Genomic DNA, 21,052 nt, shown 5'->3' on the forward strand with positions numbered 1-21,052 from the left:
CCACGATTATTCGCAGGTAAGCAGAACCAGTACACATCCCTTTTCTGACGTTAAATCCAGCGTCTCTTGCAGAGTGCGGCTTTCACCGCTGAACAGATCCCGATAGCGTTTCCCCGCCAGCTCCTCGGGTATCGCCACGGTGGTATTGCCCCACAGCTGATGATTATCGGTGACATCAAAAACCAGACGCGGCACGGCGACAATCAGCGCCTCCTCGTCCTTAACGCGCGCATAGACAATCAGGTTCTCCTCGCGCTCGCCGCTGACCTTAAGCGGCAGCCAGTCGCCATAGCGGAAAAGCGCGGCGTAATGCGGTCGAAGCCGCAGCAGCGTGGCGGTGACGAACTGCTTAACGCGCCCGTCTCGCCAGCAGGCCGGGTTGTCAAACACCGTGGCATCCGCCGCGCTGAGGTTGTGCACCAGCGTCGGGAAGTCCGGCTCACGTCGGTTATCCGGATCGACGAGGCTAAAGTTAAGCGCCTCGCTGCCCTGGTAGATATCCGGCACGCCGGGAGCCGTCAGCTTGATCACCGTCTGGCTGAGGCTGTTCATCAGCCCGGCACGGATAAAGGGCCGCATCGCCTCGCTAAAGTCATGCAGGAACAGGGTGTTGTCCGGCGAAAGCAGGTGCTGTGCATAGCTCAGCACCACGCTCTCATAGCTCTCGTTGCTGTCTATCCAGTCGGTGCGCTGTTTTGCCTCGCGCAGCGCTTTCTCGAGGAAGCCAATGAAACGCGCTTCGAGTGATTTAAGCCCTTCGGCGTCGCCCGGAGACTGCGTGGCGGGCCAGACGCCCGCCAGCGCCTGATAGATCATCCAGGTATCGGCGGCGTTCGGCGCGGTACCGTCATTGAGAAAACGCACCTGGGTCTGGTTCATCTGCCGCCAGCGGGCCAGATTCTCTCCCCACCGTTCCGGCGCCTCCGTCAGGGTGTAAAGACGCGCCCGGGCGTCTTCTCCGCGCTTGGTATCGTGCGTGGAGGTGCCCAGCAGCGCGTCGGGCTGACGGGCCAGGCGAATGCGCATCTCCTGGTGGAAGCGGGATAATGAAAACGCGCGCGGCGTCGGGTCGGCGCCCACTTCATTGAGCGCCAGCTCCAGGTTGTGGCGGAAGAACAGCGTGTCCTCCACAGACTTCGCCATCAGCGGCCCGGTAAGCTGCTGGAAGCGGGTTCTGAAAAGCGCGGCGGACTCGCGGCACGCTTGCGGAAGGTCGCCGGTAAGAATGCGTACAATCAGGCTCAGCGCCGCTTCAGACGTCTCCACGCTGGCGACCACGCGGTTAAGCAGCGCCACGTCCGGCGGGGTTAATCCCTCCCGGGTGCCGTAGGTGCGGTAGACCGGAAAGGCGATAAGCAGCTCGCGCAGCGCGTGGCGGATCTCCTCGCGCGGCAGCGCAACCTCATTGTGGCGGGCCAGATCGTCTGCAAGGTTTAGCAGCGTGGTGAATTCACCCTCAAAATTGCGATCGGTCATCAGGCCCTTGGCATCGCGCAGTTCCGCATGGCGATCGACCGTTATTCCAGGCGTCTCGTCGTGGATTTTCTCCAGGCGCGGCAGGCTATAGTCGTCGACCAGCACTTCGGCCAGCGAGGCGATAAACTCGTAGCCGGTGGTGCCGGATACCGGCCAGTCTGCTGGGAGCTGTTCTCCCTTCGCGAGAATTTTTTCAACCGTGATGTAGCAGTCGGGTCCGGTTTTCTGCCGCAGGCGCTGCAGATAGCCCAGCGGATCCGCCAGGCCGTCTACGTGGTCGATTCGCAAACCATCAACCACGCCCGCGTGGACCAGCTCCAGGCTCAGCCGGTGCGAATCGTCGAAGACCGCGTCGTCTTCAACCCGAACGCCGACCAGCCCGGTGATTTCAAAGAAGCGCCGCCACGAGAGCTGCTTCGGCGCCTCCCGCCAGGACATCAGCCGCCAGCTTTGCGCCTCATGCAGTTCAGCAATGCTCTTATCCTCGCTGTACGTGCCCGGGTTGAGCGGATACGCCGCGTCGTAATAGACCAGAGAGGCTTTTCCCGTGACAGTGTCACGATGAATGCTCAGCGCACCCTTCTCCAGCTCCGCCTCAAAGGTGTCGCCGAGGAACGGCAGCGTCAGCGGGCGCGACCCGTCGATATCGAAATAGCGGAAATAGCGGCTCTGCTGACCGTATTCAATAACGTCCCGCCACCAGGGGTTTTCCAGCGAGGTCGACATATGGTTAGGGACAATATCCAGAATCAGCCCCATACCGGCCTGCTTTAGCGCCTCGGCCATGCGGTCGAAACCTGCTCGTCCGCCAATCGCGGGGTCGATTTCATTCGGGTTGGTCACGTCATAGCCGTGGGTAGATTCTTTTGTGGCGGTAAACACCGGCGAGGCGTAGAGGTGGCTGATGCCGAGATCTTTCAGATACGGTACCAGCGCCGCAACGCGGTCGAAGGTCATGCCATTACGGAACTGAATACGGTACGTGGCGGAAGGGATCATAACGATGCTTCTCCATCAGCAAAGCGAACGACAATACCGTTCGGCGGTAAAACGTCAGTGACATCCGGCCAGGCAAAGCGCGTCTCACCCGCGAGATCGGGCAGCGCGACGGCCTTATTACCGATATTTAGCGCCAGAGAGAGCGTCCCCGACGGGAAGCGCCAGCTCACCGCCACCATGCCGGGCGCAGTGCCGATCACCTTGCCCCCAGCGGCGCCGCCATGACGCAGAAGCGGAACGATATGGCGATGGCGCAGCGTCAGCAGGTGGCGCGTGAAGCGCAGCCACGTTTTGCCTTCGTCGGTGGCAATCTTGTTCCAGTCGAGCTTTGAGCGAACAAAGGTGTTCACGTCGTTCGGGTCCGGGACGGCTTCATCGTGGCCGGCGTGGCCGGTAAACTCTTTCGCGCGCCCTTCCCGCACCGCCTTAGCCAGATCGCCGTGAAAATCGGTGAAGAACAGGAACGGGTGCGTTTCCCCAAACTCCTCGCCCATAAACAGCAGCGGGATATGGGGGGAAAGCAGCAGCGCGGCAAGCAGCACCCGCGTCTTATCGACCCCCGCCAGGGTGATAAGCCGCTCGCCCTGGGCGCGATTCCCGGTCTGATCGTGGTTCTGAATAAAATCGACGAAGAACTGCGGCGGCTGCGTGCGGCATTCTACCCCGCGGGATTCGCCGGTTTGCAGCGACACTTCGCCCTGGTAGACAAAGCCTTCCGCCAGCGCCCGGGCGAACTTTTTCTCCGGCTCAAAGGCAAAATCCTGGTAGTAGGCGTGCGTTTCGCCGGTGGCAAACACGTGGGCGGCGTTGTGGAAGTCATCATTCCACTCGGCGGTGAACAGCGGCGTGTTGCCCTGTTCATCGCGCGGATGCAGGAAAATCACGTTGCGGCTGTCTTCCGTCGTCAGGTGAACGTGGCGGTGCGGGATCGCCTTGCGGATCCTCTCTGCGATTTCCTCAAGAATATGTGTCCCGGAGGTGTCTTTAATCTGGTCAATAGCATCAAAGCGCAGGCCATCCAGACGATACTCCGTCAGCCAGAAGAGCGGCGCATCGGTAATGTACTGCCTCACCGGCTCGCGCTCGTAAGCGATGCCGTTGCCCCACGGCGTCATCCGCTGTGCATCGAAAAACGCGGGCGACAGCAGAGGCAGATAGTTCCCCTCCGGGCCGAAGTGGTTGAGCACGATATCCAGCACCACGGAAAGCCCCAGCCCGTGCGCGGCGTCGATAAACGCGTGGAAATCCTCCGGCGTACCGTAGGCAGAGTGCGGGGCATACAGCAGCACGCCGTCATATCCCCAGCCGCGGGCTCCGCCAAACTGGGAGACGGGCATCACTTCAAGCTGGGTAATACCGAGCTCTGCCAGATACGGAAGCCTGTCGATGGCTGCCCGGAAGGTGCCCTCCGGGGTAAAGGTGCCGATGTGCAGCTCGTAGACGATCGTCTCTTCCCACGGCCGCCCTGACCAGTCCCGGTTGACCGGCTGGTAACGCTGGGGATCGATAACGACGGATGGGCCGTTAACGTCGACCTTTTGCGCCTGCGAGGCGGGATCGGGCACCGCCATGCCGTCCTGAAGCACAAACTGATATTCTGCACCGTGCCTGACGCCGGGAACATCCGCCTGGAACCAGCCGTCCCCGGTTGCCGTCATCGGCACGTTGGCGGCCGCCAGACGTAGCGTAAGTTCTTTCTGTCCTTCTGCCCAGACGCGAAAACGTACAACGTCATCGGAAATAAACTCAGCACCCCACTGCTTTTGAAATGTCCTGAATTCCATTCATTGTCCTCGAATGACCCACATTTTACGCGGAACGAAGTACAAGCTTAGTTCAGGATTAAAAGTGTGTTAGCCCAGCGGATTTAACCGCTTCGTCTATTCTTTATGAAATAACTTACTACCGGGAAAATTATGCAGATTCGAAAAGGATTAAATACCGACCTCGCTCGCCTTGAATGTTGTGACTTTTCTTTCACCGTTACCCACATTGCGCGAGAACCCTTTATCCACTGTGATTTGCATATCGAAGCCGTCGCCGAACCCTGGACAAAAATCTACGAGCTCGACATCCAAACACTTGAAAACCATTGCGTTAATCCGGACGCCATATTTCTTATCGCCGAAACGGATGACGGGGAAATTGCGGGATTTATTACCGCGTCAATTAGCTGGAATAAGTTTATCTCGGTGGATTACATTGCCGTAGAGCGCACGAAACGCAGAACCGGCGCCGCGCAAAAATTAATGGCCGCTGCCCACGTGTGGGCCCGAAGCGTAAACGCGCCGGGATTACGGCTTGAAACCCAAAACGTGAACGTGTCTGCCTGTCTGTTTTACCGTCACTACGGGTTTACCCTCGGTGGATACGATCGTTTTCTTTACAACGCCCTACCGGAAAAGGACGAAGTCGCCCTGTTCTGGTATTACATGCTGGTCTAGCGACGCGGCCTTCATATTTCTGTCACTGAATTTCATTACGCTTTCGGGATTTTAACCACGGTGTTGAGGAAAGAAGTGTGAATTCAATGGCTAAGGCATTACTGCTGGCATTACCTGTTTTGAGTGCAGCGGCGACGGCCGCCGGGCGAGACCTGTGTGAACCGAAAGCGTACGAAATGGCGCTGCGCTATCAGCAGAAATCGGCAGAGATCATGGCTCTTCAGCTGCAGACGTATCGGTTTGCCACCGAGCGTTTCAACGAAAAGTTAAAAGATCTGAAAACGCCCGAAAACTACGCCGTGGTGATGGACCTCGATGAAACGGTACTGGATAACACCCCTCTGCTGGTGCGCGACACGGAGCAGTGTCACGACTATACACAATGGGACACCTGGAGCGACTGGGAGAAACAGGGTAAACCCGGTTTAATTGCGGGTGCGAAGGCGTTTCTTGACCATGTGAACCAAAGCAAGGTCCGTATCTATTATGTCTCGGACCGCATGCAGGAAAATAAAGCCGATACGCTCAGAACGTTAAAAGCCCTCGGACTTCCGCAGGTGTCCGATGAAAGCGTGCTTCTGGACACGGTCAGCAAGGAAGAGCGTCGCCAGAGCATCCTCAAAAAGCAGCAGATCGTGATGCTGTTTGGCGACAGCCTGCCGGATTTCGCCGTGCAGTTTAAAAATAAAAAGCCGAGCGAGCAGCAGCGTGAGCTGGTTGAGGCCAGCGCGGAACACTTCGGCAACGACTGGATTGTACTGCCTAATACCGCTTATGGCTCCTGGTCCAAAGCCACGCCTGACAGCTGGAACGCACCGCTGAAAAAATAAGGTCTTACTGGCCGGGAAAGGCATCATCTCCCACCCGGCTTTTTCACATCGTCATTGTTTCTTTACCAACTGGTATTACAAGACTTTCTGAGGCCGTTAATGATCTGCCTTTTTTACACGGTATTTACTCAGCGGCACGGCCAGATAAAGTGCGATGCCTGTAAAGAACTTCGCTCAAAACACGCAGGCAACACGAGATTCCTGAATTTTGTCTCAACGGGAGCGAAATATAACATTTTACAAAACGAGCGGGGTGCTGAAGTTAAAGATGTAAAAAAGGATCTCAAGAAGATCCTTTTGTTTCATCAGGCTGCACCACTCTAAGTGATTAAATATCAATCAACCGAACATCCTTGGTTATCCTCAAACACTTTAGAAAATTGGTTATTTTTCAAAATGTAGTAAGTCGTATTACATAGATAAGTTATCGGGATACCATTTTCATCATGCTCAATTTTTTGTGGGATCGCTTGGCCGGTTAATATCATTAGATAGCTACTCTTCTGTGTAACGATCCTGAAATCCTCACCAACAGGAGTACCATTATCAGCAACTTGCTGATAAACATTAGTTCCAGCAACAGCAGGAAGTTGTGACACAACCTTCCCTGATAACTTATCTATAACCCAACCACACACACCACCTTGATGGTCGAGACATTCATTTCCACTGCTCTTATCATCAGTGTATATGCGATAATGCCCTCCGAAATTTACTGATTCTTTCAATTCACTGCTAGTTATTTTCTTCCAGTGACTGGAGTATTTCGCCTGTTCACTAGAAAGATCTAACCTGGTGGCAAATGGGCCTTTGCTTATATCAGCCGGATAATCTTTAAATTCAGGTATGCCTTTAACATGTAACTCAGCCGCATGAATAAAGGGGAGCATCAGACATGCTGCTCCACTAAGTAAGTAGGGGAAGATTCTGCTAGTTCGCGCCATTTTTTGACTCTCTCAATATATTAACCATCTGATTAGGTGACAGATGTGCATGATTAAGACCATCACCAGAGTAATAAGAAACACCTTCTTCTTGCGCAATCCCCCCTTTACTAATAGTATTCCCCTTGCGAACTCCAGCGGAAGCAAACTCTTTAGCCCAGTCATATATTGCGTCTTCAACGCTCCCATTACCTTCCAAATAGGCAATAATCGCAGGCCGTTTGACCTTAATAAGGTACTCTTCAAAAATCCGATCCTGTGTGGCCTCATCATACAAGGAGTTAACATCAAGATTGAGTGTTCTTACCGCATCTATTAACGTTCCCGGTATGATCTGAAAACGACCAGTAGCAAACATCACATTCGTATGCAGCTGACTTTCCATAATTTGTTTAATAGTCATAGATGTTAGGTTTGTATGATATTTCGCTACCGTTCGCTTAGGATTTTGGTGAATTTGGTTGTACGCCGTGTAGTCATTTTTTGACTCAACGCTTCCCAGCAACTCAGCAAACTGACTGTGCGCCCATCCTTGTTTCTTTGCTTCACGCAGCGCATCCAGAAAAACCAGCGGATGCATATGCCATGGATTTTCCACCATCCCTGCAACACGGTGCATCCAGCGCAGGTCAATCAGGAACTTCTCGCTATAGGCGTACCATTCCGGCTCCTCCTTCTTCTTCTGCGGTGTAAAGAACGTTTTCCACACCGGTGATTCCGACGAGTAGTACCAGTCGCTGGGGTGCTTTACGCACATCCGGTACAGATGGTCGCGCATTGCCGGGTTCTGGACCGCGCGCCGGTATTGTTCCGGGTTATAGTGGGGGGATTTCGCGTCGTCAATCCTGTCCAGCAACTGCCGGTAGTTGAACGCATCCCCTTTGCTCCAGGGCTTCCCGTCATTGTCCGCCACGCTGAAAAACCGTTCAAAAATCGTCTTCACCAGCCCTTTCGGCTGCGTCTTCCCGTCGAGATGGTCAAAGCTCACCGGGCTGTCTTCTGTCGTCTCAAAACCCCGACCAGCCAGGTCATACCGGGACAGCAGCTGCACATCCGACTCCGCCAGCAGCCCGCGCGACGTCCCGTCCGGCCAGTAGCGTTTTCCTTCTTTGTCCATCACCGCCTGACCGGACAGCGCCATCACCGTTTCGGTATGCGTGGTTATCAGTCCCTTCTGTATTTCCCCGCCGCTGAATTGCAGGTACACCGGAATGTCCTTCGGGCAGCGGGCAAAGGCGGGCGTGTCACGACCCGTGCCTTCCGGGTTGCTCAGAAAATGCGGCAGGTCTTCCGTCGTCAGACATTCGATATGCACCTGATAGCGTTTTTCATGCCCGTCTTCACTGGGTATCTGAAACCAGCCCAGATGCCCCACTGGGTCCCCGGCCTTAATCGGATAAGGGGTCGGACACACCACCGTATCGAACTGCACGGTTTCGCGTGATGGCGGCAGGAACGGCGACCACCACGCCGGACGGGTGGCGCTGTCACGGGCTGGAACCAGATTCCCTTTGTCGCACACCGTCCACACCCGATCCCCGGCGTTCAGGCTCATGCTGCCCGCGACCGGCTCTTCCAGCGTGACGTGCGCATACTGCCGCCCGTTGCTCCCGGTCATCGTGTCGGTGCTGACCGCCTTATTCCATGTTACCCGCGTGCCGGACGGCAGCTCCGCCGCCACCCACTGCCGGGACGCGTCCACATACGCATTCAGGCGCTGGCCGTCTGCCACTTTGAACGCCGTGCTGTCCTGCTCCGGGTAGGCCAGCCAGGGCGCAAGGTGCATATACAGGGTGTAAAAGGTCAGCCCGCTCTCTGCCGTTTTCCCCGGCTGAACACGGTGCCGAACCAGCACAAAAGATCCGGAGTAGCGTAAATCCCCCCAGTACCACGGCACGCTGAGGTAATCCCGGTTAATCCGGTACGCCACTACTTCACCATCCGCCATGCAGCGCACGGCCTGTTCCCCCTTAAACGGCACCGGAAAATCCACCGCCTCATTCATCGCCTGACCGCTGAGCGCACACCACGGTGTGGTGGTGTCGGTGATGTGAATACCGCCGTGCCACATGCCATTACGGCCAATCAGCCAGTGCCCGCTAGCTTCCCCCTCCAGATGCGCAAGCATTTCTTCGAGATTACTGAACTCTCCGCCCCGGTTGTTTTTTGGCACCGGCCAGCGGATGGCCGGGAGCTGCGGGCTATTTTCCGGTTGTGACATATAAAATCCCTTTATTTAATATGGTTAAATGCCAGGCCATCATACACCTGCTCCTCCCTAACCAAAACTTCACGTTTCTGCGTGTCAGCACAGCAACTGGATGAGGTATAGCTGAGAGGGAATTAGCCGCCGCTTCACGAATACTCAGTTTCTAGACATGCCAGTAATAATATCGTCCATTTCCTATACACAGCCCTTATAGGTCCTATCATTTCTGGGCAGGTTCTTATAATTTTACGAAGAAGTAAGATGTGTGCTTTCAAAGGAGACTCGTATGCTTACCGTGAAAAAACTTGCTCTTTCCACGCTGATTTCCAGTTCATTGCTTTTCTACCCCGCGCTGCAGGCGTCGGCAGAAACGCCTCAGCACGTCGTTAAACAACCGGCGGGTGGATACAGCGTTCAGGTCGGCGACGTTCTGGTCACCTCGTTCACGGACGGGACCGTCGCGCAGGATCTGCACAAGCTGCTGCGCCGGACAACGCCGCAAAAAATTGATGCGCTGCTCGCGAAAAACGTCCAGACCAACCCGGCTGAGGTCTCTATCAACGCGTTCCTGATTGCGATACCTGGACATAAAATCCTGGTGGATACCGGCTCGGGCCAGCTCTTTGGTCCTGATACCGGCGGACGTCTGGTTGAAAGCCTCGCCACGCAGGGGATTAAACCCGAGGACATCACTGAAGTCCTGCTGACCCACGCCCACTCCGATCACGCGGGCGGTCTGGTGAAAGACGGCAAGGCGGTATTCAGCAACGCGCGCGTTTTCGTTGGCAAACCGGACATCGACTTTTTCTTTAACGACGACAACCAGAAGAAAACAGGCTACGGCAAGAACTACTTCGACGTCGCGCAGAAGACCTTAAAGCCCTATCTTGACGCGGGGAAAGTGGTGCCGTTTAGCGGCACATCGGAGATTCTTCCGGGGCTGACCGGCACGGTTCATCCCGGACACACGCCGGGTTCAGCCTTCTACACGCTGACGAGCAAAGGCGAGAAGATCACCTTTGTCGGCGACATCATTCATGCCGCGGCGGTTCAGTTCCCGCAGCCGGACGTGACCATTACCTACGATGAAGATCAGAACAAAGCGGCAAGCGTTCGCGAGCATGCGTTTGCGGACTTTGTGAAAAATAAAGACCTGGTTGCCGCCCCGCACCTGCCTTTCCCGGGCATCGGTTATGTCACCAAAGGCGAAAACGGCGGCTATGCATGGGTCCCTGTCACTTATACCAACCGGGACACCAGCGTCGCGAAATAGAGAAATTCGGCGAATACCTGGCTGCGCGAGCTGCTGCTGCAGGCCGCCGGGCGTCAGGTGTGATCGAGGGTAATCAGGAATTTTTTAAGCACTTCTGAGCGAATAATCCGGTGGCAAACCAGCGTCAGCTCGCTTTCCCGCAGCCGGTCGAGGATGTCCACGTAAACCACATTCTCGACGCTCACCGCCTTTGCCGAGGCGGGCAGCAGCGCCAGCCCAAACCCCGCCGAGACCAGGCTTATCACCGTGGGCACGTCGGTCGCGTTTTGCACCACGTCCGGCTGAAAACCCGCCCCGCTACAGGCGTCATAGAAGTACTGTTCCAGCCCCATTCCCTCCGGGTCGCGCAGGGAGATCCACTTTTCGTCTTTCACCGACGAAAGCGTCAGGGCGGAAGATCCCGCCAGCGGATGCTGACGATACAGCGCCAGCACCGTTTTCTCTGCCGTGAACGGGCGGCTTTGCAGATCGTCAGGCAGCGACGGCAGCGGCGCGCGGATGATGGCCACATCGAGCTGGTTGCTCTGCACGGCCGCGAAGAGCGTCTGCACATTTCCCGTCACCAGCGACATGGTAATGGCCGGCCAGCGCGTATGCATCTGGCGCAGTACGGCGGGCAGCCTGCCGTCGAACATCGCGCTCGACACGCACCCCAGGTTTAATACCCCCTGCTCGCCCCTTGCCGTTTGCCTGGCGTCCAGAACCGCCTGCTCGGTCAGGGAGATGGCGAGCCTGGCTTTCACCAGAAACGCTTCACCCGCGGGCGTCAGGGTTAATCGGCGGTTCGCCCGGCTAAAAAGCGTTACGCCTAAACGTTCTTCCAGCGCCTTTATCTGCTGGCTCAGCGCCGGTTGCGCTATGTTCAGACGCTCAGCGGCCCGGTGCATGTGGAGCTCTTCGGCAACGACGATGAAATGGCGCATCTGACGAAACTGCACGGAACACTCCTTTTTTGATATTAATTTACTTATCAATTTAGCATTAATGATGCAATTGATGCTATTGGTCATTGCCATGAAAATGGAGGTATTCAAACCAGGGAGGAAAATATGGAAAACCAGATCAACGATCTCCGCAGCGCCATCGCCCTACTTCAGCGCCACGAAGGGCAGTATCTTGAAACCGATCATCCGGTCGATCCCAACGCGGAGCTGGCGGGGGTCTATCGCCATATCGGCGCGGGTGGCACGGTAAAACGTCCAACCCGTACGGGCCCGGCCATGATGTTCAACAGCGTGAAGGGCTATCCGGGCTCCCGCATCCTGGTGGGCATGCACGCCAGCCGCGATCGCGCGGCGCTCCTTCTGGGATGCGAGCCCTCTGAACTGGCAAAACACGTCGGCCAGGCGGTGAAAAAGCCGGTGGCACCCGTTGTCGTCCCGGCCTCGCAGGCCCCCTGTCAGGAACAGGTCTTCTTCGCAGACGATCCTGACTTCGACCTGCGCAAGCTGCTTCCGGCACCCACCAACACGCCGATTGATGCCGGCCCGTTCTTCTGTCTGGGGCTGGTACTGGCAAGCGATCCGGAAGACAGCTCGCTGACGGACGTCACCATTCACCGCCTCTGCGTTCAGGAGCGCGACGAGCTTTCGATGTTCCTTGCCGCCGGTCGGCATATCGAAGTTTTCCGCAAAAAGGCGGAAGAAGCCGGAAAACCGCTGCCGGTGACGATCAACATGGGTCTCGACCCCGCCATCTATATCGGTGCGTGCTTTGAGGCCCCCACCACGCCGTTTGGCTATCACGAGCTGGGCGTCGCCGGTGCGCTGCGCCAGCAGCCGGTCGAGCTGGTACAGGGCGTGGCGGTAAAAGAGAAAGCGATCGCGCGGGCGGAAATCATCATCGAGGGCGAACTGCTCCCGGGCGTGCGCGTGAGAGAAGATCAGCATACCAACACCGGCCACGCGATGCCGGAGTTCCCGGGCTACTGCGGTGAGGCGAACCCGTCCCTTCCGGTGATCAAAGTGAAAGCGGTGACCATGCGAAACCACGCGATCCTGCAAACGCTGGTGGGACCGGGAGAAGAACATACCACGCTGGCCGGTTTGCCGACCGAGGCCAGCATCCGCAATGCCGTAGAAGAGGCGATTCCCGGCTTCCTGCAAAACGTCTATGCCCATACCGCGGGCGGCGGTAAGTTCCTCGGGATATTGCAGGTGAAAAAACGCCAGCCATCAGACGAAGGACGCCAGGGCCAGGCTGCGCTCATCGCCTTAGCCACCTATTCGGAGCTGAAAAACATTATTCTTGTCGACGAAGACGTGGATATTTTCGACAGCGACGACATCCTGTGGGCGATGACCACCCGCATGCAGGGCGATGTCAGCATCACCAATATCCCGGGGATCCGCGGCCACCAGCTGGATCCGTCCCAGTCGCCGGATTACAGCACCTCGATTCGCGGCAACGGCATTTCCTGCAAGACCATCTTCGACTGCACGGTGCCGTGGGCGCTGAAGGACCGCTTCGAGCGCGCGCCGTTTATGGAGGTAGATCCGCGTCCATGGGCGCCGGGATTATTTGGCGGGAACTAATCACTAAAGGCCACGTTAACGTGGCCTTTATCGTTATCCTCCTGGTGATTTTAGCGTTTCATCCGAGGTTTTTTCCGTTTAATGCTCTGCGCCAGTGTCCAGGGGTCGTCATAGCCTGGTAATGGTGCTTTACGAGTTAAACCACCCCATGGTGAACGGTGTTCCTTTATCGTTTCCGGTAAATCATTAACTAACCGCTTCTCTTCCTCTAGAATTTTTTTTGTTAGTTTTGGAAGTCCTAAATATTGCGATAATGCATTAAAGTAATCGCCATAATTCTTATAGGATATTTTGCGGAACATAAAAGGACTTAATGCGTCGATCACTCTGCGCTGTTTAACTGAAGAAGGAAGTAATGCAGCGAGTTTTTCATTAACTTCTGTAACGTTTACAGCATCTATATTCTTTGAAAGATTAAGATCAATTACCTCCTTGATTAAAAGGTATACTCCAAGCCTTAATTTTAATTTATCCTTAAAACCCAGGTACATCTCTGGAATACCATAATGGACATCATCATATTCAGGTGCGCCCACAAATATCCAGTCATCCATTCCGGGTATCTTTTGTATACGGCTTGTTTTGATGGCAGACAGCGCATCGAAAAGACTGATTAACGTTAGTTTCGAGAGAAGGACGCAAACGTCGGGATTGATAATAATGGGCTGCACGAGATCCGGGACCGGATCAACGACGTTGATGACAATATCCTTGTCTGCATCGATCGACGTATGAGTACAGACAAAGGTCCCGATCTTTTCAGGCGTTCCATTGTTACGAACAATATGAGTCACACTATCTAATTGTGCCACCGCCTCCTCTATTCTCTGCCATCGGGGGGTATGCTCGCCCCCTTTACTCTCAAATACATGCCATTCACCCGCCTGGGTCTCAATAAGATAATCAGGCGTTTTTCGCTTGTGCTTATCCGGGTAAAATTGCAAAGACGCTTTATTAATCAGCCCGGCGTGAATAAAATGTTGTATCTGCTCATGTCTGGACCTGAGCCAGTAAACTGCCGACTGGAAGCAAAAAAAACCGCCGAGAATAAACGAGATAGTGGATTTTTCAGAAGTCTCAATGCACTTATAAAATTTTCGCATTTTAAACGCCTTGCCCTGACTTATTTCAACGCATGATCCGGCAAGTTTTAATCTGGAGCGTGCATACCAGCCAATCCATTTGTAAACTTTTTCATCTAAAATGCCGTCAGCCGTCCAGTCTATACACTGCGAATATCCGCATTCCAGTGCACCAGGGGTTGCAAGCAAGGACGTTTCAGCTACAAGCCTGTTCTCAGGCGGGGCCATGTCATTTTGTGGGACATAAGTAATGCAGGCAATTTCGTAGGAGGGATAAAGGATCCTTTTGTTAATCCCTTTTTTCTTATTGCTTAATTTTATTTCGTCAACTTCTACTTTTTTTTGATTCCATGCAGCCACGGACTCCGTTGAAACCTCCCAGTATTCAAAAACGTTCCCACTGTTTTTCATATTCTGTTTTTTCCTGAGCGCTAATTGCAGGTTATTGAGCCACCATTATTATACCGTTTTGGGTAAAATTCATGACGCTCAAATAAGGTAGGTTTGTTGCCGCTTCCCCCACTTTCTTGTACCCTTTCACCGGTAACCCTGCCCCCACAAACATTGAGACATCCGGACACCTATGACTGCACATATTTCCAAAGATCCTTTGCATGGCGTAACGCTGGAGATGATGGTCAACGCCCTGGTGGCGAAATATGGCTGGAGCGAGCTGGGTGACCGCATAAAAATTAACTGTTTCAGAAAAGACCCCAGCGTTAAATCGAGCCTGAAATTTCTGCGCCGCACCCCGTGGGCGCGCGCGGAGGTTGAAGCCCTGTATCTGGACTCCCTCAACGATGAGGTAAGCACCGAACAGGCGGCGCCCGCCTTTAATCCCTGGGCCAACAGTCGGATTATCAAGAGCTAATACGCACATGACGCGACACGTAAAACGGATTGGTGCGCTGGCTGCCTGCGCGCTTTTACTTGTGAGCTGCTCCTCCAAACCACCCAAATCACTGGTTACCCCTCTTCCCAGCGTCAGTAAACCGACGCAGCAGGCAAACGAGCCAATGCGCGGGATCTGGCTGGCGACCGTCTCGCGTCTCGACTGGCCGCCGGTGGCCTCGGTGAATGGCCGCAGCGCGGACCAGCGCATCGCGATGCAAAAGCAGGCCCTGATAGCAAAGCTCGACAACCTTAAGCAGCTCGGCATCAACACGGTCTTTTTCCAGGTGAAGCCGGACAGCACGGCCCTCTGGTCATCCAAAATTTTACCGTGGTCGGATATGCTGACCGGCAACATCGGCGAGTATCCTGGATACGATCCGCTGCAGTTTATGCTGGATGAAGCGCACAAGCGCGGCATGAAGGTCCATGCCTGGTTTAACCCCTATCGCGTGTCGACCAACACGAAGCCGTCCACCATCGCCGCGCTGAACCGGACCGCCTATCAGGCTCCGTCCAGCGTCTATGTCCAGCATCCGGAGTGGGTGCGCATCTCAGGCGACCGCTTTGTGCTCGATCCGGGCATTCCCGACGTGCGGGACTGGATAACCAAAGTAGTTACCGAAGTGGTGGCGAACTACCCGGTAGACGGCGTGCAGTTTGATGATTACTTCTATGCCGAATCGCCGGGCTCCGCGCTCAATGATTCGCAGACCTGGCGGCAGTACGGCCAGGGATTTGCCTCAAAGGCCGACTGGCGAAGACACAACACGCAGCAGCTGATCGTCCAGGTCTCCCGGGCGATTAAACAGACCAGGCCCGACGTGGAGTTTGGCGTCAGCCCGGCGGGCGTGTGGCGTAACCGCTCCTTTGACCCGGCAGGTTCGGACACCCGCGGCGCCGCGGCCTACGATGAATCCTACGCCGATACGCGTCAGTGGGTGCAGCAGGGCCTGCTGGACTACATCGCTCCGCAGATTTACTGGCCCTTCGCCCGGGATGCCGCGCGCTACGACGTGCTGACCAAATGGTGGGCCGACGTGGTAAAGCCGACCCACACTCGCCTGTATATCGGCATTGCGTTCTACAAGGTGGGCGAGCCGTCGAGAAACGAGCCGGACTGGACGGTTCAGGGCGGCGTGCCGGAGCTGAAAAAGCAGCTCGATCTCAACGATTCGCTGCCCAACGTCAACGGCACCATCCTGTTCCGGGAAGATTACCTGAACCAGCCGCAGACGCAGCAGGCGGTGAACTACCTGAAAGGACGCTGGGGAAGCTAAGTAACTACCAGGCAGAAACGCCCGTTTCTGCCTGTTTTTTTACGGCTTCGGCCCGAACATCGCCTCAAGCTGCTGCGCATCCGGCATACCGACCACCTGCTGCAGCTCATTTTCCGCATTCAGATAGTAAATGGCCGGCGTGGCGTTAGCGCCCAGGCTGTCCATCAGCGTCTGGTGCTTCTGCAGGATCTCTACCGTTTCACGCGAAGCGTCCCCTTCTGGCTTGGGTAACTTTTTCCCACCGGAAAGCTCGTATTCGCGCCAGGCCGAAACAGGATCTTTCGCATTCATAATCGCTGAGGCGTTACGCCCGCTGTTGGGGTTGAGAAACGCCACCAGCAGCGTGTTGAGCTGAACCTTGCCCGCCTTCACCCACGGCTGCGCTTCGGCCCAGAACTGCTTGCAGTACGGACAGAACGGATCGGCGAAGACAAAGACTTTACGCGGAGCGTTTTCAGCACCTTCCTTCAGGGAATGTGTCGCGTTGAGCTTTTTCCACATCTCGCGCCCTATTGGGGCGTAGATCTCTTTCTGGAAATAGCCCTCGCTAAGGTTCTTCCCTTTGTCATCATAAAGATAGCCCGAGATCACGTGCTTGCCGTCCGGGGTTAAAAAGAGCGTCACGCCCATATCCTGATACTGCCCCAGCCAGGCGGGCGCGCCGCCGGGCGCATCCAGCCTCTTGATGATTTTAATGTCCTGCTGCTCGCTGAAGTGCTTCACCACGTCCGGTATGGCATCAGCCGCCTGTACCAGCCCTGACGTCGCCAGCGCCGAAAGTAACAGTAATTTTTTCATTTCCCTCTCCGGTTTGTCGGGGGCATTCCGCCCCCTTCAGGTTAGCGGTTTTTCAGTGCGTCACTGACCATTTCGTCGAACTGTTCAAAAGGCACCCAGCCGGGCAGCAATCCCTCGCCGATGAGCGTGGCGGGCGTGCCCTGAATACCCATTTTTTCCGCGACGATCAGGCTGCGCTTAATCGTCATCAGACTCTCGTCATCCGGCATCGCGACGCTCACGCCCGCCCGCTTCTGCGCCTCCTGAATGCTGGCGTCATCGTGGTAACCTTTTTTGGCCATCAGGGTATGGTTCAGCTTCATAAACTGCCCGGGCTCCTGACGCCAGAGCGTTAACGCATCGCGCGCGGCGGTTAGCGAACTTTCCGAGCGGAAAGGCAAAAACTTAAAGACCACCGCGACGTCCGGATGCTTTTCAACAATCTTCTCCAGGTACGGATCGAATTTTTTACAGTACGGACAGTTGTAGTCGGTAAACACCACCAGGGTGAGCTTTGGGTTTTTCGCGCCGATGCGCGGGGAGTTCGGATCGTTAAACAGGAAATCAGCGATCGTCTTCTGCGCCCACTGCTCCTGGTCCGGCGTCAGCGGCTGGGCAGAGAACGCCTGAACCGGGGCCAGCAGGAGCAGAAGCGTAATAAGGAATTTTTTCATAACACAGTTAGCCTTTTGCGTTGTTCAGGGTGGCGATCAGAGTGCGCTTGTCCAGCAGCGGCGAGAGGATTTCCCCCCCAGACAGGCCGGGGCCATACACCGCGTTAAACGGAATGGCGTAACGGTTTCGCTTCGCCAGAAAATCCGCGATAAACGCGGACGGCTGGCTCCAGTCTCCGCGCAGGGCGACCACGTCCGGCTCGCGCAGCGCGGCAATAATGTCCGGCTGATTGAGCACCCGATGCTCGTTAACTTTGCAGGTCACGCACCAGTCCGCCGAGATATCCACAAACACCCGCTTCCCCTGCGCCAGCGCCTGCTGGATGGCTTCCTCGCTGAGCGGCTGCCACGGGATGGTCTGAGCGGCATTCTGCGCCATAGCGTCAGACGGCGCGCTAAGCAGCCCGCGCGCCTGATACCCGCCGAGTGCCGACAGCGCGATCATAACGATCCAAAACAATGGGGAGGATTTTTGCCCCTTCAGCGCGAACAGCGCCAGCGCGACGGCGATTAGCACCAGCATCACAATCTGGCTGACCGCCTCGCCCAGATGCACGCTTAACAATGTTGCCAGCCACAGGCTGGAGGCCAGCATCATCAGGCCAAGAACGACTTTTAGCGTATTCATCCAGCGGCCAGGTTTCGGCAGCAGCGTGGCCGTTTTCGGCACCAGGGCAACAAACAGCCACGGCAGGCTCATGCCCACGCCGAGCATCAGGAAGATCAGCCACAGGGAGTGCAGCGGCGCGCCAAGGGCAAAGGCGACCGCCGTACCGAGGAACGGCGCGGAGCACGGCGTCGCCAGCAGCGTGGCGAACATCCCTTCGCAGAAGCTGCCGCCGATCCCCGCTCCTCCTGCCGTAGCCAGCCGTTCCGTGGCGGCGGAAGGCAGCAGCATCTCAAACACGCCAAACAGGTTCAGCGCAAACAGGAAGGTGACGGTGACCATCAGGCCGATAAACCACGGGTTCTGGAACTGAATGCCCCACCCCAGCGACGCTCCGGCCAGCTTCAGCGCGGTCACCATCCCCGCCAGCAGCATAAAGGAGGTGAGGATCCCGGCGCTGGTGGCCAGAAAGCGCAGCCTGATCGCGCGCCTGTCCGATCCCGCCTGCAGGATGCCGTTAAGCTTCATGCCCATGACCGGCAGCACGCAGGGCATCAGGTTGAGGATCAGCCCGCCCAGCAGGGCAAAGAGCACCATTTTTCCCGTCCCTTCAGGCGCAGAAGACGTAGCTGGCGTCGCGCCAACGGTCATGGTGGTTTGCTGCGCATTGCCGCCACTGGTCAGCACAAACGACAGCCTCTTGCCTTCCAGCGAGGTGGGCTTATCGCCCCATTCGTCGGTCACGGGTACCGTCACCCGAAGGGTATTGCCGTCATGTTTGATAACCGGCTCGCCGGGAAGAATGTCGCCCTCCAGCGGGTCAAAGTAGATCCCCGGATTATCCCACTTCCCGTCCGTCGTGCCGGTAATCACCAGCTTGTCGCCAGAGAGCCAGGCGGTGAGATCCGTGGATACGCCAGTCGTACCGGGCACGGCGCGCATCGCCTGCTTGAACTCACTGCGGAAGCCCTCATCCACCGGCTGGGTAAAATCGAGGTGCAGCGGGTAGTCCGTCAGCAGGCAGACGTTACTGCACGTCGAGAGCGTGAGCGTTCCGTCGAGCGTATCGCCCTTCACCCCGTCGAGCGCGATCGGGATAGTGACCTTATCGTGATAGCCCTGCGTGGTCATGCCGGAGATATCGAAGCGCGACGGGACCGGCCAGGACCAGCTATCCGTTACGCCTTCCGGCCAGCTGATTTTTGGCGCGACGCCGCCCTCGCCCGGCGATCGCCAGTAGGTTTTCCAGCCGGGCTTTAGCTCAACGGTGAGCAGGCCCTTAATGTGCGTTTGTTCCCTCTCCGCCTGAAAGCGGATGCGGGCGTGATCGTTTTGTGGGGAGACCAGCCAGCCGGTGTCTGCCGCATGGGCAACGCCGATGCAGAACAGCCACAGGAAGACGAATCCCCTGAAGAGGTTAACCATGTTTTACTCCGTGATCAGTGAAAAATTATCGTGTGGAGACGATGGTTTTCATTCACGGAAAACGCAGTTTTTAAGGTGTATTCGGGGAGGCGGTGCCTGAACGGGCTGTTCTGCGGGAGCGAATGCCCGCCCTTGCGTAAACAGCTGCAGCAGCGCGAAGAAGATAATGATGGCCGGCAGCGCGCCGTCGAAGAACAGCGGCTGGGCACAAAGCAGCGAGTGTGCGCCCAGCTGACAGGGCGACAGGCCAGGCTCTTCCGTGTTGCTGCTTTGAGCCGGGGCATCAGCACTCAGGGAAATCTGCGGATCCAGTCCCTGTAAAAAATGGTTGAGCATCACAGCACGCTGCACGAGGCAAAGCGCCATCGCGAGACTGGTGACGATCAAAAGCCATTTTCCGAGGAGCTGACGGTTGCGCATAATATTCCAGAGTGACGAGACGCCCAGATCATAAACCATAGTGATGAATCTACAAGTGCCGGAAGTGTAAGGTTTTGTCTGTCGCCGCTATTCGCCCGTCAGCGCGTCGTAGACGTCCCGCAGCCGCGTGCGCAGAAACAGAACCGCCTTGTGCTTGCGGGATAGCAGCGCCTGTTCGCTGGCACCGGTTTCCTCTGCCAGCATTTTAATGCTGTAGCCGTGGAGTTCGGTCTTTTCAAACACCTCCCTCTGCGGCGGCGGCAGTTCAGACAGCGCCTGCCCCAGCTCTTCCCACAGCAGCGTTTTGAGGTACTCCTCTTCCGGCGTGTGCGGCACGCCGAACAGGGTTTCAGCCAGCTCGTCCTCCGGGAACCCCTCTTCGTCTTCGCCCGTAAAATAGCCGGAGAGCGACACCTCGCGCTTTTTACGCGCCCGGTCGGTCATCTCGTTACGCGCCGCGCGGAACAGCCAGGCGGCGACGTTTTCGACCGGCTGCTCCACTTTCATCAGCTGATACGTCACTTCCTGCAAAATGTCGTCGGCATCATCGCGAACGGACGTCCGCCCGCGAATGAAGGCTGTCAGCCGGGCGCGGCAGGCATTGAGCGCCGACATCAGCATGGATCCGCCCGCCTCCCCGGCTTTCATCTCGCTCACTCTGCGTCCGGCGCTTTTGGCGTGCTCTCATCGCGCCTATCGTCACGATGACCGTGCCAGCCGCAGTGGCCGCGACCGTGGCGACCAAACCCTTCGCGGCGCTGCTGAATAAACGCTTCGCGCTGCTCGGGCGTCATGTTCATCCAGCGCTCGTGCATGCGGCGGTGCGCGCCAAACATCCCCGGGCGGAAACCCAGCCCGCCAAACAGAATGCGGCTCAGCACCAGAATGCCCAGCGCCTGCCAGAATCCGATGGCCTTCACGCCCAGGATCGCCGGGAGCAAGGCGTTCCACAGGGTCATCACCAGCAGGCCGAGCACGATGAAAATCACCGCGCCAATGACTAAACCCTTACCCATACGGTGGCGACCAAACCCGCGCCCGTGACCTCTGCCGTGCATTTCAAAATCTCTCATGGTGTTTACCTCGTTTGCAGTAACTGATTATGGCTTGTGATGAGGTAGACGGATGAGGTAGGGAAATATTGCTGGGGTGAATGAAAAATTGTTGAGACGCACATAACCGCTGTT

At 56.4% G+C, this 21,052-nt stretch carries 18 protein-coding genes; 6 read left to right on the top strand and 12 right to left on the bottom strand.

The genetic code is table 11. The annotated features are described in order from the left end of the window. Positions 1-6: 6 nt before the first annotated feature. Complete coding sequence (treY, locus tag KGP24_RS12085) at positions 7-2,475, bottom strand: malto-oligosyltrehalose synthase (protein ID WP_223560577.1); 2,469 nt, start codon at positions 2,473-2,475, stop codon at positions 7-9. Then, complete coding sequence (gene treZ / locus KGP24_RS12090; RefSeq protein ID WP_223560578.1) at positions 2,472-4,259, bottom strand: malto-oligosyltrehalose trehalohydrolase; 1,788 nt, start codon at positions 4,257-4,259, stop codon at positions 2,472-2,474. Before treZ ends, treY begins: the two co-directional genes overlap by 4 nt. 132 nt (positions 4,260-4,391) lie before the next feature. On the opposite strand from treZ, the gene KGP24_RS12095 reads away from it, so the two are divergent. Further along, positions 4,392-4,919: a GNAT family N-acetyltransferase gene (locus KGP24_RS12095; protein ID WP_223560579.1), complete on the top strand. Its 528-nt coding sequence runs from the start codon at positions 4,392-4,394 to the stop codon at positions 4,917-4,919. Positions 4,920-4,996: 77 nt separating this feature from the next. Then, positions 4,997-5,749 carry a 5'-nucleotidase, lipoprotein e(P4) family gene (locus KGP24_RS12100; protein WP_223560580.1) on the top strand — a complete coding sequence of 251 codons (753 nt, stop codon included), beginning with the start codon at positions 4,997-4,999 and terminating at the stop codon, positions 5,747-5,749. A 335-nt stretch (positions 5,750-6,084) separates the two neighbouring features. Here KGP24_RS12100 and KGP24_RS12105 read toward each other — a convergent pair whose 3' ends face one another. Beyond that, positions 6,085-6,639: a hypothetical protein gene (locus KGP24_RS12105; RefSeq protein ID WP_223560581.1), complete on the bottom strand. Its 555-nt coding sequence runs from the start codon at positions 6,637-6,639 to the stop codon at positions 6,085-6,087. Positions 6,640-6,679: 40 nt separating this feature from the next. Further along, positions 6,680-8,914: a hypothetical protein gene (locus KGP24_RS12110; protein WP_223560582.1), complete on the bottom strand. Its 2,235-nt coding sequence runs from the start codon at positions 8,912-8,914 to the stop codon at positions 6,680-6,682. A 274-nt stretch (positions 8,915-9,188) separates the two neighbouring features. Here KGP24_RS12110 and KGP24_RS12115 point away from each other — a divergent pair, with 274 nt between their 5' ends. Beyond that, positions 9,189-10,175 carry an MBL fold metallo-hydrolase gene (locus KGP24_RS12115; RefSeq protein ID WP_223560583.1) on the top strand — a complete coding sequence of 329 codons (987 nt, stop codon included), beginning with the start codon at positions 9,189-9,191 and terminating at the stop codon, positions 10,173-10,175. A gap of 53 nt (positions 10,176-10,228) precedes the next feature. Here KGP24_RS12115 and KGP24_RS12120 read toward each other — a convergent pair whose 3' ends face one another. Then, positions 10,229-11,113, bottom strand: coding sequence for a LysR substrate-binding domain-containing protein (locus KGP24_RS12120; RefSeq protein WP_223560584.1), 885 nt, complete (start codon positions 11,111-11,113; stop codon positions 10,229-10,231). 111 nt (positions 11,114-11,224) lie between these two features. Between KGP24_RS12120 and KGP24_RS12125 the strand changes: the two genes are divergently transcribed. Continuing rightward, positions 11,225-12,709: a UbiD family decarboxylase gene (locus KGP24_RS12125; RefSeq protein ID WP_223560585.1), complete on the top strand. Its 1,485-nt coding sequence runs from the start codon at positions 11,225-11,227 to the stop codon at positions 12,707-12,709. 50 nt (positions 12,710-12,759) lie between these two features. Here KGP24_RS12125 and KGP24_RS12130 read toward each other — a convergent pair whose 3' ends face one another. Next, the gene (locus tag KGP24_RS12130) at positions 12,760-14,202 is read right to left on the bottom strand and encodes a hypothetical protein (protein WP_223560586.1); all 1,443 of its coding nucleotides are present in this window, start codon (positions 14,200-14,202) and stop codon (positions 12,760-12,762) included. A 172-nt stretch (positions 14,203-14,374) separates the two neighbouring features. Between KGP24_RS12130 and KGP24_RS12135 the strand changes: the two genes are divergently transcribed. Both KGP24_RS12135 and KGP24_RS12140 read left to right on the top strand, forming a co-directional pair. Further along, on the top strand, positions 14,375-14,662 hold the full coding sequence (locus KGP24_RS12135) for a VF530 family protein (RefSeq protein WP_033145603.1): 288 nt from the start codon (positions 14,375-14,377) through the stop codon (positions 14,660-14,662). A 7-nt stretch (positions 14,663-14,669) separates the two neighbouring features. Continuing rightward, positions 14,670-15,962 (top strand): glycoside hydrolase family 10 protein, encoded by a 1,293-nt coding sequence (locus tag KGP24_RS12140; protein ID WP_223560587.1) that lies wholly within the window; start codon positions 14,670-14,672, stop codon positions 15,960-15,962. A gap of 39 nt (positions 15,963-16,001) precedes the next feature. Here the strand turns inward: KGP24_RS12140 and dsbG are convergent, their stop codons facing one another. The 6 genes from dsbG to KGP24_RS12170 form a co-directional block, all read right to left on the bottom strand. Further along, entirely contained in the window at positions 16,002-16,760 is a 759-nt protein-coding gene (gene dsbG, locus KGP24_RS12145) for a thiol:disulfide interchange protein DsbG (protein WP_223560588.1), read from the bottom strand. A 41-nt stretch (positions 16,761-16,801) separates the two neighbouring features. Further along, positions 16,802-17,413: a DsbA family protein gene (locus tag KGP24_RS12150; protein ID WP_223560589.1), complete on the bottom strand. Its 612-nt coding sequence runs from the start codon at positions 17,411-17,413 to the stop codon at positions 16,802-16,804. A 7-nt stretch (positions 17,414-17,420) separates the two neighbouring features. Continuing rightward, positions 17,421-19,445, bottom strand: coding sequence for a protein-disulfide reductase DsbD domain-containing protein (locus KGP24_RS12155; RefSeq protein WP_223560590.1), 2,025 nt, complete (start codon positions 19,443-19,445; stop codon positions 17,421-17,423). Between the two features lie 48 nt (positions 19,446-19,493). Then, positions 19,494-19,865, bottom strand: coding sequence for a hypothetical protein (locus KGP24_RS12160; protein ID WP_223560591.1), 372 nt, complete (start codon positions 19,863-19,865; stop codon positions 19,494-19,496). An 87-nt stretch (positions 19,866-19,952) separates the two neighbouring features. Beyond that, entirely contained in the window at positions 19,953-20,513 is a 561-nt protein-coding gene (locus KGP24_RS12165; protein WP_080277788.1) for an RNA polymerase sigma factor, read from the bottom strand. 5 nt (positions 20,514-20,518) lie between these two features. Then, positions 20,519-20,938 carry a hypothetical protein gene (locus KGP24_RS12170; protein ID WP_223560592.1) on the bottom strand — a complete coding sequence of 140 codons (420 nt, stop codon included), beginning with the start codon at positions 20,936-20,938 and terminating at the stop codon, positions 20,519-20,521. Between the last annotated feature and the right edge of the window lie 114 nt (positions 20,939-21,052).

It is taken from the genome of Enterobacter sp. JBIWA008, from assembly GCF_019968765.1.
Lineage (GTDB): Bacteria > Pseudomonadota > Gammaproteobacteria > Enterobacterales > Enterobacteriaceae > Enterobacter.

Coding starts and splice junctions, on each gene's coding strand:
- dsbG (WP_223560588.1), bottom strand. CDS start 16,760: ATGAAAAAATTACTGTTACTTTCGGCGCTGGCGACGTCAGGGCTGGTA.
- KGP24_RS12150 (WP_223560589.1), bottom strand. CDS start 17,413: ATGAAAAAATTCCTTATTACGCTTCTGCTCCTGCTGGCCCCGGTTCAG.
- KGP24_RS12125 (WP_223560585.1), top strand. CDS start 11,225: ATGGAAAACCAGATCAACGATCTCCGCAGCGCCATCGCCCTACTTCAG.
- KGP24_RS12140 (WP_223560587.1), top strand. CDS start 14,670: ATGACGCGACACGTAAAACGGATTGGTGCGCTGGCTGCCTGCGCGCTT.
- KGP24_RS12110 (WP_223560582.1), bottom strand. CDS start 8,914: ATGTCACAACCGGAAAATAGCCCGCAGCTCCCGGCCATCCGCTGGCCG.
- KGP24_RS12155 (WP_223560590.1), bottom strand. CDS start 19,445: ATGGTTAACCTCTTCAGGGGATTCGTCTTCCTGTGGCTGTTCTGCATC.
- KGP24_RS12135 (WP_033145603.1), top strand. CDS start 14,375: ATGACTGCACATATTTCCAAAGATCCTTTGCATGGCGTAACGCTGGAG.
- KGP24_RS12165 (WP_080277788.1), bottom strand. CDS start 20,513: ATGAAAGCCGGGGAGGCGGGCGGATCCATGCTGATGTCGGCGCTCAAT.
- treY (WP_223560577.1), bottom strand. CDS start 2,475: ATGATCCCTTCCGCCACGTACCGTATTCAGTTCCGTAATGGCATGACC.
- KGP24_RS12095 (WP_223560579.1), top strand. CDS start 4,392: ATGCAGATTCGAAAAGGATTAAATACCGACCTCGCTCGCCTTGAATGT.
- KGP24_RS12160 (WP_223560591.1), bottom strand. CDS start 19,865: ATGCGCAACCGTCAGCTCCTCGGAAAATGGCTTTTGATCGTCACCAGT.
- treZ (WP_223560578.1), bottom strand. CDS start 4,259: ATGGAATTCAGGACATTTCAAAAGCAGTGGGGTGCTGAGTTTATTTCC.
- KGP24_RS12130 (WP_223560586.1), bottom strand. CDS start 14,202: ATGAAAAACAGTGGGAACGTTTTTGAATACTGGGAGGTTTCAACGGAG.
- KGP24_RS12115 (WP_223560583.1), top strand. CDS start 9,189: ATGCTTACCGTGAAAAAACTTGCTCTTTCCACGCTGATTTCCAGTTCA.
- KGP24_RS12170 (WP_223560592.1), bottom strand. CDS start 20,938: ATGAGAGATTTTGAAATGCACGGCAGAGGTCACGGGCGCGGGTTTGGT.
- KGP24_RS12105 (WP_223560581.1), bottom strand. CDS start 6,639: ATGCTCCCCTTTATTCATGCGGCTGAGTTACATGTTAAAGGCATACCT.